Raw genomic sequence first — 15950 nt, forward strand, 5'->3', positions numbered from 1 at the left:
CCTTCTGGGCGCAGTGGCCGTGATGGGGCTTGCCCCCGCGGCCTTTGCCGATCGCGGCACCGACGGCGAGGTGAAGCTCACCTTCCCGCAGGCCGTGTCGATCATGAACCCCTACCTCTCGGGCGGGACCAAGGACATCTACGCCTCGTCCATGGTGCTGGAACCCCTCGCCGGCCTGACGCCCGAAGGCGTTCTGGTGCCGAAAATGGCTGCCGAAATCCCGACGCTGGACAACGGCGGCATCTCGGCCGACATGACCTCGATCACTTGGAAGCTGCTGCCGGACCTGAAATGGTCGGACGGCTCTGCCGTGACGGCCGATGACGCGGTCTTCACCTGGCAGTACTGCACCCACCCGGAAGGCGGCTGCTCGCAGGCGACCAAGTTCGAAGGCATCGCCTCGGTCGAGGCGGTCGATCCCGGAACCATCAAGGTGACGTTCACCGGGCCGAAGGCGAACCCCTATACCGCCTTCGTCTCTGCGCTGTCGCCCGTGATCCAGAAGAAGCAGTTCGAAGCCTGCCTCGGCGCCGCGGCGCCCACCTGCACCGACGCCAACAACATGCCAGTCGGCACCGGCCCGTTCAAGGTGACGGGCTTCACGGTGAACGACACCGTGTCGATGGCCGCGAACGAGAACTACCGTGACCCGGCCAAGCCTGCCTTCGCAACCGCCGTGATCAAGGGCGGCGGCGATGCCGAAGGCTCGGCCCGCGCGGTGATGGAGACGGGCGAATTCGACTACGCCTGGAACACCCAGATTCCTCCCGAAACCCAGGAATCGATGAAGGCCGCCGGCAAGGGCGAATTCGTCGTCGCCTTCGGCACCCTGGTCGAGCGGCTGGAAATGAACACGACCGACCCCGACCCGGCCCTGCCGGAAGGCGAGCGTGCGACCGCCAAGCACCCCCACCCGATCCTGTCGGACATCAAGGTCCGGACCGCGCTGTCGAAAGCCATCGACCGTTCGGTGCTGGTCGAGGTCGGCTACGGCGCGGGCGGCAAGCCCACCTGCAACGTGATCCCCGGGCCGGAAGGCTGGGCCTCCGACAACGAGGGCTGCATCGCGCAGGACATGGAAGGCGCGAAGGCGCTTCTGGATGAAGCTGGCTGGAAGGACAGCGACGGCGACGGCATCCGCGACAAGGATGGCAAGAAGCTGCACATCCTCTACCAGACCACCGTCAACCCGATCCGCCAGGACTTCCAGGCGCTGATCAAGGACTGGTGGACGGAACTCGGCGTCGAGGTGGAACTGAAAGCCATCGACCCGGGCGTGTTCTTCGGCGGGGACCCGGGCTCGCCCGACACCTTCCAGAAATTCTATGCCGACGTCGAGATGTATGCCAACAACTCGGAAAGCCCAGACCCGGAAAGCTACCTGGGCCAGTACCAGTGCAAGAACGCGCCGACCCCGGAAAGCCAGTGGCAGGGTGAGAACATCAACCGCTTCTGCACCCCGGAATACGACGCGCTCTACGCCTCGCTCGCCACCACGACCGATCTCGCCGCACGGCAGGACATCGCCAAGAAGCTGAACGACATGGTGACGAAGGACTCCATGATCGTGGTTCCGCTGGTCCATCGCGGCACCCTCTCGGCGCATTCGAACGCGCTTGGCGGCGTGCAGATCAACGCCTGGGACAGCGAACTGTGGAACGTCGCCGACTGGTTCCGCGTCAAGTGACCTGACCCGTTGCGGGGCCCGAGCGATCCGGCCCCGCAGCTTCCTTCCCACCGATCCGGGGCCACGCCGCCATGCTCACCTTCACGCTTCGCAGGCTTCTGCTGGCCATCCCGACGCTCCTGGTCATCAGCCTGGTGATCTTCCTGCTCGTGGACCTCGCCCCCGGCTCGCCCATGTCCGAAATTCCCCTGACCGTCCCGCCCGAGACCCGCCAGAAGATGATCGAGGCGCTCGGCGCCGACCAGCCGGTGATCTTCCGCTACTTCCTCTGGCTGCGGCAGTTCTTCTGGGTCGAGCCCGCCTATCTGTTCGACGGCTGGTTCGGCACCCACTGGGCCGAGGGCGAACAGCGCATCCTCTCGTGGCAGTCGCGCAGCCCGGTCTTCACCATCATCGGCCAGCGCATTCCCCAGACCCTGACCGTGATCGGCACCGCCTACCTGGTGGGCATCCTGATCGCCGTCCCGATCGGCATCTATTCCGCCTACCGCCAGTATTCCTGGTTCGACCAGGCCGGCACCCTTTTCGCGATGATCGGCTTCTCCGTGCCCACCTTCTTCTCCGGCACGCTCCTGATCATCATCTTCGCCGTCTGGCTCGGCTGGTTCCCCACCAAGTACGACACCCAGCTTCACGTCACCAGCTGGGCCAGCTTCCTCCAGCAGGTCAAGCAGATGGCCCTGCCGGTCATGACCCTGGGCCTCGCCAATGCCGCCGCGATCAGCCGCTACATGCGCTCCTCCATGCTCGACAACATGGGGATGGACTACGTCCGCACCGCCCGCGCCAAGGGCATGACCGAACGCACCGTCGTCCTGAAGCACGTCCTGCGGAACTCGCTGATCCCCGTCGTCACCGTCATCGCGCTTGGTATTCCGGCGATCTTCGGCGGCGCCATCATCACCGAGAACCTTTTCGGCGTGAACGGCATCGGCGCGGCCCTGATCGGGGCGATCCACGCCAACGACATCCCGATGGTCCAGACCCTCGCCTTCATCTTCGCCGTGCTGATCGTGCTCTTCAACCTGATCGCCGACGTCCTTTACGGCCTCCTCGATCCCCGGATTCGCTATGACTGACGCAACCTCGGCCCCTCCCAAGCCCGCCAGCCCGCGCCGCGAGATCTGGCAGCAGTTCCGCACCCACAAGGGCGCGCTCTTCGGGCTTATCGTCCTGACCTTGCTGGTCCTGTTCGTCGTCTTCGGCCCGCTGCTCTGGGACCCGCCGCAACGGCTCTCCGACACGATCAAGATGAAGAACCAGGGGCCCTCGCTGCGGGCGCCGTTCGGAACCGACCAGCTTGGCCGCGACCTCCTCCTGCGCATGATGCAGGCGGGCAAGGTCTCGCTCGCCGTGGGCCTTGTCGCGATGGGCATCGCCATCGTCTTCGGCGCCTTCATCGGCATCCTCGCGGGCTATTTCCGCCGCCTTGACGGCCCCTTGATGCGCATCACCGACATGTTCCTCGCCCTGCCGCTGATCCCGCTCCTCCTCGTCATGGTGATGCTGTTCCGCGACCGCATCGCCGGGATGATCGGGCCAGAGCTTGGCGCCTTCACCCTCATCGTCTTTGCCATCGGCATCACCTCCTGGATGGCCACCGCCCGCATCGTCCGGGGCGAGGTGCTGACGCTGAAGGAACGCGAATATGTGCTCGCCTCCCGCTCCATCGGCGCGCGGCCCAGCCGGATCATCCGCCGCCACATCCTGCCGAACGTGGTCTCGCCCGTCATGGTCGCCGCCACCCTCGGCGTGGCCGAGGCGATCATCACCGAATCCGTGCTCAGCTTCCTCGGCCTCGGCTTTCCACCCGACTTCCCCACCTGGGGGCGGCTTCTCTACGACGGGCTGCAATACATGCAGGTCTACCCCGAACGGGTGGTCTGGCCGGGCCTTGCCATCTCGCTCACCGTGCTGTCGGTGAACTACATCGGCGACGGATTGCGCGACGCGCTCGATCCCCGCATCCGGGGCCGTTGATCAGTGCAGCCGGTTCTTGATCCGCCGCACCATCCACCAGACGCCCAGCACCACGACCGGCACCAGCCCGGCCAGCAGCACCTCCGGGCCGATATGCATCGCATGGGCCGCGGGCTTCAGAAGGTATGAGGCAAGGCTCACCGCGTAATAGCTGATCGCCACCACCGACAGCCCCTCGACCGTGTGCTGCAACCGAAGCGCCAGGTCCGCCCGCCGGTCCATGCTCTCCAGAAGCCGCTGGTTCTGCGCCGACCGCTCCACGTCGACCCGCGTCCGCAACAGTTCCGCCGCCCGTTCCGCCCGTTCCGCCATCGCCTGCAACCGGCTCTCTGCCGATTTCACCGTGCGCATTGCCGGGTCATAGCGGCGCATCATGAACTCGCCGAAGGTCTGCCGCCCCTCGATCCGCACCTCGCGGAGAACCTCGATCCGCTGGGTGACAATGGCCTCATAGGCCGCCGTCGCCCCGAAACGGAAGGAGAACTGCACCGCCAGGCTTTCCAGCTCGGCCGAGATCGTCAGCAACTCATGCAGCGCCGCCTCCGGTGCGGGTTCGGCACTGTCCAGCCCCGAGACCAGCGCCGAAAGCTTCGGGTCCAGCGCATTCAGCCGCCCCGACAGGTCGCGCGACCGCATCAGCCCCAGCATCGACATCGCCCGGTAAGTCTCGATCTCGCACAGCCGCTGCACGATCCGCCCCACCCGGCGCGGGCCGGTGCCGGGCGCGACGAAGACCGCAAAGCGCATGTGCCCCGCCGGATCGATCCGGAAATCCCCCGCCACCACCGCCGCGCCGTCCACCACGCGGCTGACGGCAAGGCTTTCCGGCACGAACCAGTCATCCAGTCGCCGCAGAAGCTCTTCTTCACTCGCTGGCATCGGCTCGACCCGGATCAGCACCGAGGTCAGCCGCGTCCCCGGCGCCGTGGCCAGCCAGTCCTCGGGCAGTACCTCCGCTTCCGCCGGATCGAAGGGCCGGGCCGAGACGCCCCTGGTAAACGCCGAGTAGGTGACGAACTCGGTATGGCTCTCCCATTTCAGCTCCGCCCGCCCGATCGGGCCGGAGAAATGGGTGGCCCCGGGCTGCGGATGCGGCGACCCGTGCCGGTCCAGAATCGCCAGGAGATGCGCAAGGTCCGCCCCCCGGTCGCGGTTCTGCGCCTGCACCGGCTCCTTGATCGCGACATAGACCGCCGTCGCGGGCACCTCCAGCGCCGGAAACGGTCGCGCGTGCAGTTCGTTCACGGTGGCATAGCGCAGCGGATGGTCAGGGATCGGCATCAGAGGTCTCGGGTGGCTTCAGGGCCGAGAGGTAGGTCCACCCCGAAGCCGACGCCAGAAGAATACCGGAATACCGGGGTATGCCGCACAGGTGTTGCCCAAAGGCCAATCCCGGTTGGCGCGCCGCACTGCAATTCAGGGCGCAAAAGCAAGATCCGACGCGGTGGGCGGATCCTAACAAGTCCCTAACGCCCGCAGGCAAGCCCTTGATTTTCCACACTCGAAAAATCTGTCCACCGTGGACACCCGCGGGTTGGCGGGGCGGGCAAAGCTCGCCCAGCCCCTTTGCAGGTCAGTCGATCATCGGCAACAGGCTGTCGAGAGACTTCTTCGCGTCCCCGTAGAACATCCGGGTGTTCTCCTTGTAGAAGAGCGGGTTCTCGATCCCGGAATACCCGGTCCCCTGCCCCCGCTTCGACACGAAGACCTGCTTCGCCTTCCAGCATTCCAAGACCGGCATCCCCGCGATGGGCGAGTTCGGGTCCTCCTGCGCCGCCGGGTTCACGATGTCGTTCGACCCGATCACGATGGCGACGTCGGTCTCCGGGAAGTCCTCGTTGATCTCGTCCATCTCCAGCACGATGTCGTAGGGCACCTTCGCCTCGGCCAGAAGCACGTTCATGTGCCCCGGCAACCGCCCCGCGACCGGGTGGATCGCGAAGCGGACAGTCTTGCCCTTGGCCCGCAGCTTGCGGGTCAGTTCGGAAACCGACTGCTGCGCCTGCGCCACCGCCATGCCATAGCCGGGGATGATGATGATACTGTCGGCATCGTTCAGCGCGGCAGCCACTCCTTCGGCATCGATGGCGATCTGCTCGCCGGTGACCTCCATCGCCGGTCCCGTGGTGCCGCCGAAGCCGCCGAGGATCACGGAAATAAAGCTCCGGTTCATCGCCTTGCACATGATGTAGCTCAGGATCGCACCCGACGAACCCACCAGCGCGCCGACGACGATGAGGAGGTCATTCGACAACGAAAACCCGATCGCCGCCGCCGCCCAGCCGGAATAGCTGTTCAGCATCGACACGACGACCGGCATGTCCGCCCCGCCGATCCCCATGATCAGGTGATAGCCGATGAAGAGCGCGGCCAAGGTCATGCCGATCAGCGCCAGCGTCGCCCCGGATTGCAGGTAGACCACCAGCAGCACGACCGAGATAATCGCCGCCGTCGCGTTCAGAAGATGCCCGCCGGGCAGCTTCTTCGCCTTGCCGTCGACCCGCCCCGCCAGCTTGCCGAAGGCGATGACCGAGCCGGTGAACGTCACCGCCCCGATGAAGACGCCGAGGAATGTCTCGACCCGCAGGATCGAGATCAGCGCGCCTGCCTGCGGGTCCTCCAGCTTGTGGACCAGAGTCTGTGCAAAACCCGTCACCACCGCCCGCGCGGCTTCGTCCATGCCCTGGACATGCACCAGCTCGATATGGGTGTTGTAGCCGATGAACACCGCCGCGAGACCGACCAGCGAGTGCATCGCGGCCACCAGTTGCGGCATCTCGGTCATCTGGACCCGCTGCGCGACGACCCAGCCGATGGCCCCGCCGCCCGCGATCAGCAGGGCGGACAGCCACCAGAGGCCCATGCCCGGCCCGTACAGCGTGGCGGCAACCGCCAGCGCCATGCCGACAATCCCGTACCAGACCGCCCGTTTGGCGCTTTCCTGCCCCGACAACCCGCCGAGCGACAGGATGAACAGGACCGCTGCAACGACATAGGCCGCCGTAGTAAATCCGAATTCCATGACGGCCCCCTTACGACTTCTGGAACATGGCGAGCATCCGGCGCGTCACCATGAAGCCGCCGAAGATGTTGATCCCGGCCATGAAGACCGACAGTGCGGCAAGCAGGATCACGAGGAACGACCCCGACCCGATCTGCATCAGCGCGCCCAGGATGATGATCGACGAGATCGCGTTCGTGACCGCCATCAAGGGCGTGTGCAGCGAATGCGAGACGTTCCAGATCACCTGGAAGCCCACGAAGACCGCCAGCACGAAGACGATGAAGTGGCTCATGAAGCTGGACGGAGCGTAGAACCCCGCCAGAAGCATCAGCCCGCCGCCGATGGCGAGCATCCCGACCTGGCTCCGCGTCTGCGACCTGAAGGCCGCGACTTCCTGCGCCCGGCGTTCCTCGGGCGTCAGTTCCTTGGCCTTTTCCTTCGGCTTCTGCACCGCGATCGCGGCCACCTTCGGCGGCGGCGGCGGGTAGGTGACGGCGCCGACATGCGCCACCGTCGCGCCGCGGATCACGTCATCCTCCATGTTGTGCTGGATGACCCCGTCCTTCTTGGGCGTGAGGTCGGTCAGCATGTGACGGATGTTGGTCGAGTAGAGCGTCGAGGCCTGCGCGGCCATCCGGCTGGGGAAATCGGTGTAGCCGACCACGGTCACGCCGTTGTCGGTGACGATCTTCTGGTCCGGCACCGTCAGGTCGCAGTTGCCGCCGCGTTCGGCCGCAAGGTCGACGATGACCGAACCGGGCTTCATCATCCGGACCATGTCCTCGGTCCAGAGCTTCGGCGCAGGGCGGCCCGGGATCAGCGCGGTCGTGATGACGATGTCCATCTCGGGCGCGAGTTCCCGGAACTTCTTCAGCTGTGCTTCGCGGAATTCCGGGGACGAGGGCGCCGCATAGCCCCCGGTCGCCGCGCCGTCGGTCTGTTGTTCGGCAAAGTCGAGGAAGACGAAACTCGCCCCCATCGATTCAATCTGTTCGGCAACCTCGGGGCGCACGTCGAAAGCATGGACGATGGCGCCCAGCGAGGTCGCCGTGCCGACCGCCGCCAGACCCGCCACGCCGGCGCCTACCACCAGCACCTTGGCCGGGGGCACCTTGCCCGCCGCCGTCACCTGGCCGGTGAAGAAGCGGCCAAAGTTCGCCCCGGCCTCGATCACCGCGCGGTAGCCCGCGATGTTCGCCATCGAGGACAGCGCATCCATCTTCTGCGCGCGGGAAATCCGCGGCACCATGTCCATCGCGACCACGGTCAGGTTCTTCTTCGCCGCCGCTTCCAGAAGCTCCGCGTTCTGCGCGGGCCAGAAGAAGCTGATCAGCGTCTGGCCATCGCCCAGCGTCGCCAGCTCTGCCGCATCCGGGCCGCGCACCTTGACGATGACGTCCGCCGCCGCGATCACCGCAGCCGCATCCGGCAGCACTTCGACCCCCGCCGCGGCGTAGGCCGCATCCGAGAACCCGGCCTTCGCCCCGGCACCCGACTGGATCACGCTGGAATGGCCGAGCTTGGCCAGTTGCGTGGCCGAATCCGGCGTCATCGCCACCCGGTTCTCGCCGGGAAACACCTCAGTCAAAGCGCCTATCTTCACCCTGGTCTCCGCTCCTCTGCCCGAAGGTCATAAACTGACCCATCGCATCTACCATCACGCAACAATATTTCAAACCCTACTTTATTCGCCCTTCGCCACGTCATTTCCGACCGACCCAGCGCCGGGTATGCGCGGCCCAGAGGTCGAACTCCGGTCCGAAGGCCTCGGTCAGACGGGTTTCCTCGTCGCGGATGAAGCGGGTCTGGATCAGCCAGACGAAACTGAAAAGCAGGGGAAGTGCAAGCACCGCATCCAGCCAGAGGATCGCTCCGGTCAGGATCAGGCCATCGCCGAGATAGATCGGGTTCCTCGACAGGCTGAAAAGGCCCGAAGTCACCAGGGCCGAGGGGCTGCGGCGCGGGATCACCGTGGTCCGTGCCAGGGACATCTGCACCACCGCCGCGCCCATGAGCAGCGCGCCCAGCACGACCAGCCCCTGCCCGACGACCCGCCCGACGTCAGCAAAGACTGCTGGCGAGACAAACGACACCACCCATGCCGCACCAAGGTGCAGCGCCAGCCACGTTGGTGGGATGTCGATCTCGCGGGCCAAGGAACGCAACCGGGGGCCTCCTTTCCGGCCCCTCTAGACGCTGCGCCCCCCGGCTGCAAGGCATCCAGCTTGGGAAATATTCCGTTGCGGCATTCTTTCAACGGGAGACGGCACCACTTGGCCGCAACAATTTCAAGCTTGAAATTTATGACCCGCCGCCGCATAACTCGACAAACCCGCAAGGACGCCCCCATGACCATCGACTTCGCAGCCACAAAAGCCCGGTTCCACCTGCCCGAGGGCGTGATCTACCTCGACGGCAACTCGCTTGGCCCGATGGTGAAATCCGCCCCCGCCCGGATGGAGCGGGTGATGCGGGACGAATGGGCCGAGATGCTGATCCGCGGCTGGAACAAGGCCGGTTGGATGGTGCAGCCCGCGCTATTGGGCGGCCGGATCGGCAAGCTGATCGGCGCGCCCGCGGGCACGGTGGTTCTGGGCGACACGCTCTCGATCAAGGTCTATCAGGCCCTCGCCTCGGCGCTGGAAATGAACCCCAAGCGCCGGGTGATCCTGTCCGACACCGGCAACTTCCCCTCCGACCTCTACATGGCCGAGGGCCTGTGCCGCACTCTCGGTGGGCAGTACCGCCTGAAAACCGTTGCGCCCGAAGAGGTGATGTCCGCCATCGACGACAGCGTCGCCGTGACGATGATCACCGAGGTCGACTACCGCACCGGCCGCCGTCACGACATGGCAGACATCACCAAGCGCGCGCATGAGATGGGGGCGCTGACCGTCTGGGATCTGGCCCACAGTGCCGGCGCCCTGCCGGTGGACCTGACGAAGGCGAAAGCCGATTTCGCCGTCGGCTGCACCTACAAGTACCTCAACTCCGGCCCCGGCGGACCGGCCTTCATCTATGTGGCCCCAAAACACGCCGACACCGCCCGCCCGGCCCTTTCCGGCTGGCTCGGGCATGAGGCGCCCTTCGCCTTCGACCTCACCTACCGCCCCGGCGCGGGGATCGAGCGGATGCGCGTCGGTACGCCGCCGATCCTGCAGATGGCCGCGCTTGACGCAGCCCTCGACGTCTGGGATGGCGTCGACCTGGCCGAGGTCCACCGCCAGTCGCTCCGTCTCCAGGACCAGTTCATCAAGGGCATCGAATCCCGCGCGCCGATGCTGCAACTGGCCACGCCCCGCTCGCATCTGATGCGCGGCAGCCAGGTCAGCTTCCGCCACCCGGAAGGCTATGCCATCATGCAGGCCCTGATCGCCGAAGGCGTGATCGGCGATTTCCGCGCCCCCGACATCCTGCGCTTCGGCTTCACGCCGCTCTATATCGACGAAGACGACGTGGCCCGCGCGGTCAGCGTTCTGGCGAAGATCATGGACTACGGCAGCTGGGACAGGCCGGAATTCAAGGCCCGCGCCCGCGTGACCTGAAGGAGACCTCGATGCGCCTTTCCCTTGCTCTCGCCATGGCCCTTGCGCTCGCAAATGGCGGCGTCGGGGCAGAGCCGCTGTCGCTGAAGCGCGGTGTGAATGGTGACCTCTGGAACAACTGGGGTTCGATTGCCGACCTGCGTGCCGACCCCGAGGCGCTGGCCGTCTTCCCCGACTGGCGCCGGAATGTGACGCCGCAGATGTTCGAGGCCCTTGCCGAGGAAGGCTTCGATTTCATCCGCCTTCCCATCGACCCGGGTCCCGCCCTTGCCTACGGCCCGGGGCCCGACCAGGATCGCCTGATTGACGGGATGCACGCGGCTGCCCGGATGGGACTCGACGCGGGGCTCAAGGTCATCGTGGACCTCCACCCCCTGCCGCGCGGAGACGAGATCGGCGGCGCCGAAAGCATCGTCGGCGACCATTTTCCCGACTACGTCGCGCTTGTCGGTCGCATCGGCGCGCGCCTGGCCGACCTGCCCGCCGACCGCACCGTCCTTGAACTTCTGAACGAACCGGCCTTCGACTGCGAAGGCGTCTACGCCGGTGAACCGCCGAAATGGCCCGCGATGCAGGCCGAACTTCATGCCGCCGCGCGCACCGCCGCACCCAATCTGCCGATCATCCTTACCGGCGCCTGCTGGTCGCAGGCCAATGCGCTCGCCTCGCTCGACCCGGGCCTCATCGCCGATGACAACGTCCTTTGGACCTTTCACAGCTACGCGCCCTTTGCCTACACGCACCAGGGTGCAGGCTGGATCGGGGCGCCGCTCAAGTATCTTCTCGACCTGCCCTATCCCCCCTCGCTGATGACCCCCGAAATCGCCGCGCAGGTCACTGCCGCGGCCGAGGCCCGGATGACGGCCGCCGAAGGCAGTGCGGATACCGAGGCCATCGCCCAAGCGGTGCTGGAGTACAAGGACACCCCCGACACCGCCGTCGCCGAAGAGATTGCCGTTGCCGCCCGCTGGGCGGATACGCACGGCATCCCGCGCAGCCAGATCCTCCTGGGTGAATTCGGCGCGCTGCACACCGTTGACGGCGTCTCCCAGCCGCCGGAATGGTATCACGGCTTCCTTGCCGACAAGCGCAAGGCCGCGGAGGACGCGGGCATGGGTTGGGCCGTCCTCAGCTGGTCCGGTGGCATGGGCGTCGCAGCCCCTGACGACCCCGACCGGCGCCTGTCCCCGGAAACCTGCGCCGCCCTGGGCCTGCCATGCGGCAAATGACCCTGCCCGCGCTCTGCCGCCCCGCCGCCTGGGTCGCCCTCTGGCGGCGGATCGGCAACCTCTCCGTCCTCGACCGCAAGACCCACCTCTTTCCCTGAAAACCCTTTTCAACATCGGAGAGAGACATGACCACCCAACCCTACAATCCCGCCGAGGACGGCGCCCAGATGGCCTTCGATGGCCGGATGTCCTACGGCGACTACCTGCACATCGACCAGATCCTCACCGCCCAGACGCCGCTCAGCGCTGCGCATGACGAGATGCTGTTCATCATCCAGCACCAGACCTCCGAACTCTGGATGCGCCTTGCCCTGCACGAGATCGACGCTGCGCGCAGGATGATCGCCGCCGACCGTGCGCAAGAGGCCTTCAAGATGCTGGCCCGCGTGGCCCGCATCTTCGAACAGTTGAACAACGCCTGGGACGTCCTGCGCACCATGACGCCTTCGGACTACACCACCTTCCGCGAGACGCTGGGCCAGTCCTCGGGCTTCCAGTCCTGGCAGTACCGGCTGATCGAATATTCGGTCGGCAACCGCAACCTCGCCATGCTGAAGCCCCACGCGCACCGGCCCGACCTGATGGCAAAGCTTGAAGCCGAACTCGCCCGCCCCACGCTTTATGACGAGGCGCTGCGCCATCTCGCCCGGCAGGGCCTGCCCGTCCCGCAGGACGTGCTGACCCGCGACCTCCGCCAGGCCTGGACCCCGCATGAGGGCGTGCAGGCGATGTGGGAAGTGATCTACCGCGACCCGACCGCGCATTGGCAGGCCTATGAACTGGCCGAGAAGCTCGTGGATTTCGAGGATTACTTCCGCCGCTGGCGTTTCAATCACCTGACGACCGTGGCCCGCGTCATCGGCATCAAGCGCGGTACCGGGGGCACCTCCGGCATCTCCTACCTGCGGCGGATGCTTGACGTCGAACTCTTCCCCGAGCTTTGGTCTGTGCGCACCACGCTCTGATCCTGACAGTCCCGCGCGCCCAAATCTGCGGCGCGCGGGCAACAATGCCTTGGAAATCAGCCATTTTCACAGGCCCGTGATCGCTTTCAAAACCCTGTGCGGTTTGACCTGTCCTTGGCGCTCGGATAGCGTGCGCCCTGACGGACCTGCGACATTCTGTCGACGGGTCGGAAAAAGTGTGGATGAACTTATGCTGCAGACCTCCCGTCGCTTCCTCCGCCTGAGCCCTGCCATCCTCGCCGCCGCGCTTCTGGCCGCCTGCGTCGATCCGGCTGCCGGACCCACCGCCTCGACCCAGCCATTGCCGAAGGCGGGAGAGAATGTCTACGTCGCGACCATGGATGCCGGGATCGAGATCCCTGCGCTCCCGGTCGAAAAGATCCCCGAAAGCCACCGGCGCCAGGTCGTTGCCTATGAAACCGACCAGGCCCCCGGCACCATCATCATCAACCCGAAGACCAAGCTCCTGTACTACGTCCTCGGCAAGAACAAGGCGATCCGCTACGGCATCGCCGTCGGCAAGGCCGGGTTCGAATGGTCGGGCGAGGCCATCGTCGCCGAGAAGAAGACCTGGCCGACCTGGATCCCGCCGAAGGAAATGATTGCCCGGCGCCCCGAGCTTGCGAAGTTCGACGAGGTCGGCCAACCCGGCGGCCCGACCAACCCCCTCGGTGCGCGCGCCATCTACCTTACCTCCGGCGGGCGCGACTACGGCTACCGCATCCACGGCACCCCGGAATGGCAGTCCATCGGCCGCAACGCCTCGTCGGGCTGCATCCGGATGATCAACCAGGACGTCCTCGACCTCTACAGCCGCGTCAAGGGCGGCGAGAAGGTGATCGTCCTGACCGCCGCGGGCGAGATGCCGAAGGGCCTGCACATCCCGGCCCCGGTTGCACCCAAGGTTGCCGCCAAGGCCGCGCCCAAGGCCGAGGTCGTGGTGCCCGCCGGTGCAGTCCCCACACTGAAAGTCCTGCCGACGCCGTCGATTGCCACCGGTACGCCCGCCGTCACTCCGGCAGCGACCGCGCCAACCACCACCCCTGCACCTGCCGCAACCACGACGGCCCCGGCCACCACGGCTCCGGCCTGCACGGTCGCGCTCGTGAACGGCGTCTGCCCTCCCGGCAACTAGGACGACAAGACCCGAACGCGAAGGGGGCGCCTCTGCGCCCCCTTTGTCATTTCAGCCAGCGGTCGTAGTCGCTGACCAGAAGGTGCCAGGGTGCCTCATCCTCCTCGATGTCGGCAAAGCGCCCGATCGGCTCCCGGAAGATGTTGTCGGTCAGGTCGTCATTCACGGTCGAGACCTCGCCGATCAGCACGTCACCACCCTCGCCCCAGAACGCATGCCAGTCGCCGGGCATCAGCGTGACGCTTTCCCCCGGCGCAAGCTTCAGCTTGGTCCCCGGTCCATAGGGCGTCTCGATCCCGTCGCAGCGCACCATTCCGCCCCGGTCCCAGGCGAAATTTCCCTTGTCGTCCGACCCGTACAACTCCACCACCAGCGTCGCGCCGCCGCGGTTGATGATGTCCTCGGCCTTGATCACATGGGTATGCATCGGCGACAGCTGGTCCTGGCGGGAAATCAGCAGCTTCTCGGCATAGCACATGCCCCCGCCGCGTTGCAGGTCCGCAAGCCGCCCGTTGCGCAGGGTGAACAGGAACAATCCCATCTCGTCGAAGCCGCCCTCGCCGTAGTCGGTGATATCCCAGCCGCAGCGCGCGTCGATGATCGAACGAACATCCGTCCGCGCCCTGAACTGATCCGGGGACCAGTTGGCAAAGGGCGGCAGCACAAAGCCGTGGTGCCGGATCAGATCATCCGCCGCCCGCATGATCTGGTTGATGCGTGACCGTTTCATCGCTGCCTCCTCGCGTGTTCGAGGCATTTATAACGATTGCACAGCCCTACTCAACGCTGTTCGGTCATCTTTTCCCGAAGATCGACCCAAGGATGCCGCGCACCAGAGCCTGGCCCGATTTGGTTCCCAACTGCCGGGCGAAGCTTTTCGCGAAAGCCGTACCGATCGAATCCGACCGGCCCGCCGAGGCCGTCTTCCTTGGCTTGTCCGCGCTGTAGCCATCCGCATCATAGCGCCGGGCCCGTTCGAACTCGCGCTTCTCCTCGGCCTGCTTTTCCTCCAGCTCGGCTGCATCCTTCGCCGCCGCATCGGCCTTGGCCCGCAGCTTCTCGAAGGCGCTTTCGCGGTCCAGCACCTGGTCGTACTTCCCCTTCACCGGCGAGCCCGCCATCACCGCCGCCCGCGCCGCCGGATCCAGCGGCCCGAGCTGACTGGAGGGCGGCCTGACCAGCGTCCGCTCGGCAATGCCGGGCACGCCCTTGGCTTCCAAGAGCGAGGTCACGGCTTCCCCGGTGCCGACATCCCGGATCGCCTCGTCGATCTGGAACCGCGGGTTCGGCCGGTAGGTCTCGGCCGCCTTGGCCAGGTCCTTCTGGTCCTTCGCGGTGAAGGCCCGCAGCGCGTGCTGCACCCGGTTGCCGAGCTGCCCCAGGATCGTGTCCGGCACGTCGGCCGGGTTCTGGGTGATGAAATACACTCCCACCCCCTTCGACCGGATCAGCCGCGCCACCTGTTCCACCTTGGAGATCAGCGCCTTCGGGGCGTCGGTGAACAGAAGGTGAGCCTCGTCAAAGAAGAACACCAACTTCGGCTTGTCCGGGTCGCCCACCTCGGGCAGCAGTTCGAACAGTTCCGACAACAGCCACAACAGGAACGTCGCATAAAGCCGGGGCGAGTTCATCAGCTTGTCCGCCGCCAGGATGCTGATCCGCCCGGCTCCGCTTGCGTCAACCGTCATCAGGTCCATCAGGTCCAGCGCCGGCTCGCCGAAGAGGCCGCCTCCGCCCTCGTTTTCCAGCACCAGAAGCCGCCGCTGGATCGCGCCGACCGATTCCTTCGACACCAGCCCGTAGCGGCCCGAGATTTCCTCGGCATTCTCGGCCACGAAAGTCAGCAGCGCCTGCAGGTCCTTCAGGTCCAGAAGCGGCAGTGCTTCCTCGTCCGACAGCCGGAAGGCCACGTTCAAGACGCCTTCCTGCGGCTCGGACAGTTCCAGCAGACGCGACAGCAGAAGCGGCCCCATCTCCGCCACCGTCGCCCGCACCGGATGGCCCTTCTCGCCGAAGAGATCCCAGAAGATCACCGGAAACGCCCGGTATTGCAGGTCGAACCCGATCTGCGCCGACCGCTTGGTGAAGGCCTCATGCAACTTGCCGTCTACCGACCCCGCCGCCGCGATCCCTGCGAGGTCGCCTTTCACATCCGCCATGAACACCGGCACGCCCGAGGCAGAAAACCCTTCGGCCAGCACTTGCAGCGTCACCGTCTTGCCGGTGCCGGTCGCCCCCGCGATCAGCCCGTGCCGGTTGCCGTACTTGAGCAGAAGTCGCTGCGGGACCGAATAGTCCTCGCCGCCGCCACCCACGAAAATGCTGTCCACTGCCGTCGCCTGTTCCGTCACCTTGGCCTCTCATAACCCTGGGTTGAGCCGCCCAAGCGACCCGTCTCCCGACAC

General features: G+C 66.1%; 13 protein-coding genes. 7 read left to right on the forward strand and 6 right to left on the reverse strand.

Features of this window, described 5'->3' with window-relative positions:
• The 3 genes from JNL31_RS03295 to JNL31_RS03305 all read left to right on the forward strand — a co-directional run.
• The coding region (locus JNL31_RS03295; protein WP_294969926.1) for a peptide ABC transporter substrate-binding protein at positions 1-1687 on the forward strand (1687 nt) is incomplete at its 5' end.
• A 71-nt stretch (positions 1688-1758) separates the two neighbouring features.
• Positions 1759-2766, forward strand: coding sequence for an ABC transporter permease (locus tag JNL31_RS03300; protein WP_294969929.1), 1008 nt, complete (start codon positions 1759-1761; stop codon positions 2764-2766).
• Entirely contained in the window at positions 2759-3667 is a 909-nt protein-coding gene (locus JNL31_RS03305; RefSeq protein ID WP_294969932.1) for an ABC transporter permease, read from the forward strand. Before JNL31_RS03300 ends, JNL31_RS03305 begins: the two co-directional genes overlap by 8 nt.
• Here the strand turns inward: JNL31_RS03305 and JNL31_RS03310 are convergent, their stop codons facing one another.
• The 4 genes from JNL31_RS03310 to JNL31_RS03325 form a co-directional block, all read right to left on the reverse strand.
• A complete protein-coding gene (locus JNL31_RS03310) occupies positions 3668-4951 on the reverse strand; it encodes a DUF3422 family protein (RefSeq protein ID WP_294970297.1) in 1284 nt (427 codons plus the stop codon).
• A 289-nt stretch (positions 4952-5240) separates the two neighbouring features.
• Positions 5241-6689, reverse strand: coding sequence for an NAD(P)(+) transhydrogenase (Re/Si-specific) subunit beta (locus tag JNL31_RS03315; RefSeq protein ID WP_294969934.1), 1449 nt, complete (start codon positions 6687-6689; stop codon positions 5241-5243).
• A 10-nt stretch (positions 6690-6699) separates the two neighbouring features.
• Complete coding sequence (locus JNL31_RS03320; protein WP_294969938.1) at positions 6700-8274, reverse strand: Re/Si-specific NAD(P)(+) transhydrogenase subunit alpha; 1575 nt, start codon at positions 8272-8274, stop codon at positions 6700-6702.
• Positions 8275-8374: 100 nt separating this feature from the next.
• Positions 8375-8836 (reverse strand): isoprenylcysteine carboxylmethyltransferase family protein, encoded by a 462-nt coding sequence (locus tag JNL31_RS03325; RefSeq protein WP_294969940.1) that lies wholly within the window; start codon positions 8834-8836, stop codon positions 8375-8377.
• 183 nt (positions 8837-9019) lie between these two features.
• On the opposite strand from JNL31_RS03325, the gene kynU reads away from it, so the two are divergent.
• The 4 genes from kynU (at position 9020) to JNL31_RS03345 (ending at position 13545) form a co-directional block, all read left to right on the forward strand.
• Positions 9020-10216 carry a kynureninase gene (gene kynU, locus JNL31_RS03330; RefSeq protein ID WP_294969943.1) on the forward strand — a complete coding sequence of 399 codons (1197 nt, stop codon included), beginning with the start codon at positions 9020-9022 and terminating at the stop codon, positions 10214-10216.
• An 11-nt stretch (positions 10217-10227) separates the two neighbouring features.
• On the forward strand, positions 10228-11445 hold the full coding sequence (locus JNL31_RS03335) for a cellulase family glycosylhydrolase (protein WP_294969945.1): 1218 nt from the start codon (positions 10228-10230) through the stop codon (positions 11443-11445).
• A gap of 125 nt (positions 11446-11570) precedes the next feature.
• A complete protein-coding gene (gene kynA, locus JNL31_RS03340; RefSeq protein WP_294969948.1) occupies positions 11571-12410 on the forward strand; it encodes a tryptophan 2,3-dioxygenase in 840 nt (279 codons plus the stop codon).
• A 190-nt stretch (positions 12411-12600) separates the two neighbouring features.
• The gene (locus JNL31_RS03345) at positions 12601-13545 is read left to right on the forward strand and encodes a L,D-transpeptidase (RefSeq protein ID WP_294969950.1); all 945 of its coding nucleotides are present in this window, start codon (positions 12601-12603) and stop codon (positions 13543-13545) included.
• Positions 13546-13591: 46 nt separating this feature from the next.
• Here JNL31_RS03345 and JNL31_RS03350 read toward each other — a convergent pair whose 3' ends face one another.
• Both JNL31_RS03350 and JNL31_RS03355 read right to left on the reverse strand, forming a co-directional pair.
• Entirely contained in the window at positions 13592-14275 is a 684-nt protein-coding gene (locus tag JNL31_RS03350) for a D-lyxose/D-mannose family sugar isomerase (protein ID WP_294969952.1), read from the reverse strand.
• Between the two features lie 64 nt (positions 14276-14339).
• The gene (locus tag JNL31_RS03355; RefSeq protein WP_294969954.1) at positions 14340-15875 is read right to left on the reverse strand and encodes a helicase HerA-like domain-containing protein; all 1536 of its coding nucleotides are present in this window, start codon (positions 15873-15875) and stop codon (positions 14340-14342) included.
• Between the last annotated feature and the right edge of the window lie 75 nt (positions 15876-15950).

This window comes from Tabrizicola sp. (genome assembly GCF_016792905.1).
Taxonomy (GTDB): domain Bacteria; phylum Pseudomonadota; class Alphaproteobacteria; order Rhodobacterales; family Rhodobacteraceae; genus Tabrizicola.

Bases quoted from the DNA above. Each gene is read 5' to 3' on its own strand.
- JNL31_RS03335 (WP_294969945.1), top strand. From the start codon at position 10,228: ATGCGCCTTTCCCTTGCTCTCGCCATGGCCCTTGCGCTCGCAAATGGC.
- kynA (WP_294969948.1), top strand. From the start codon at position 11,571: ATGACCACCCAACCCTACAATCCCGCCGAGGACGGCGCCCAGATGGCC.
- JNL31_RS03350 (WP_294969952.1), bottom strand. From the start codon at position 14,275: ATGAAACGGTCACGCATCAACCAGATCATGCGGGCGGCGGATGATCTG.
- kynU (WP_294969943.1), top strand. From the start codon at position 9,020: ATGACCATCGACTTCGCAGCCACAAAAGCCCGGTTCCACCTGCCCGAG.
- JNL31_RS03345 (WP_294969950.1), top strand. From the start codon at position 12,601: ATGCTGCAGACCTCCCGTCGCTTCCTCCGCCTGAGCCCTGCCATCCTC.
- JNL31_RS03315 (WP_294969934.1), bottom strand. From the start codon at position 6,689: ATGGAATTCGGATTTACTACGGCGGCCTATGTCGTTGCAGCGGTCCTG.
- JNL31_RS03305 (WP_294969932.1), top strand. From the start codon at position 2,759: ATGACTGACGCAACCTCGGCCCCTCCCAAGCCCGCCAGCCCGCGCCGC.
- JNL31_RS03300 (WP_294969929.1), top strand. From the start codon at position 1,759: ATGCTCACCTTCACGCTTCGCAGGCTTCTGCTGGCCATCCCGACGCTC.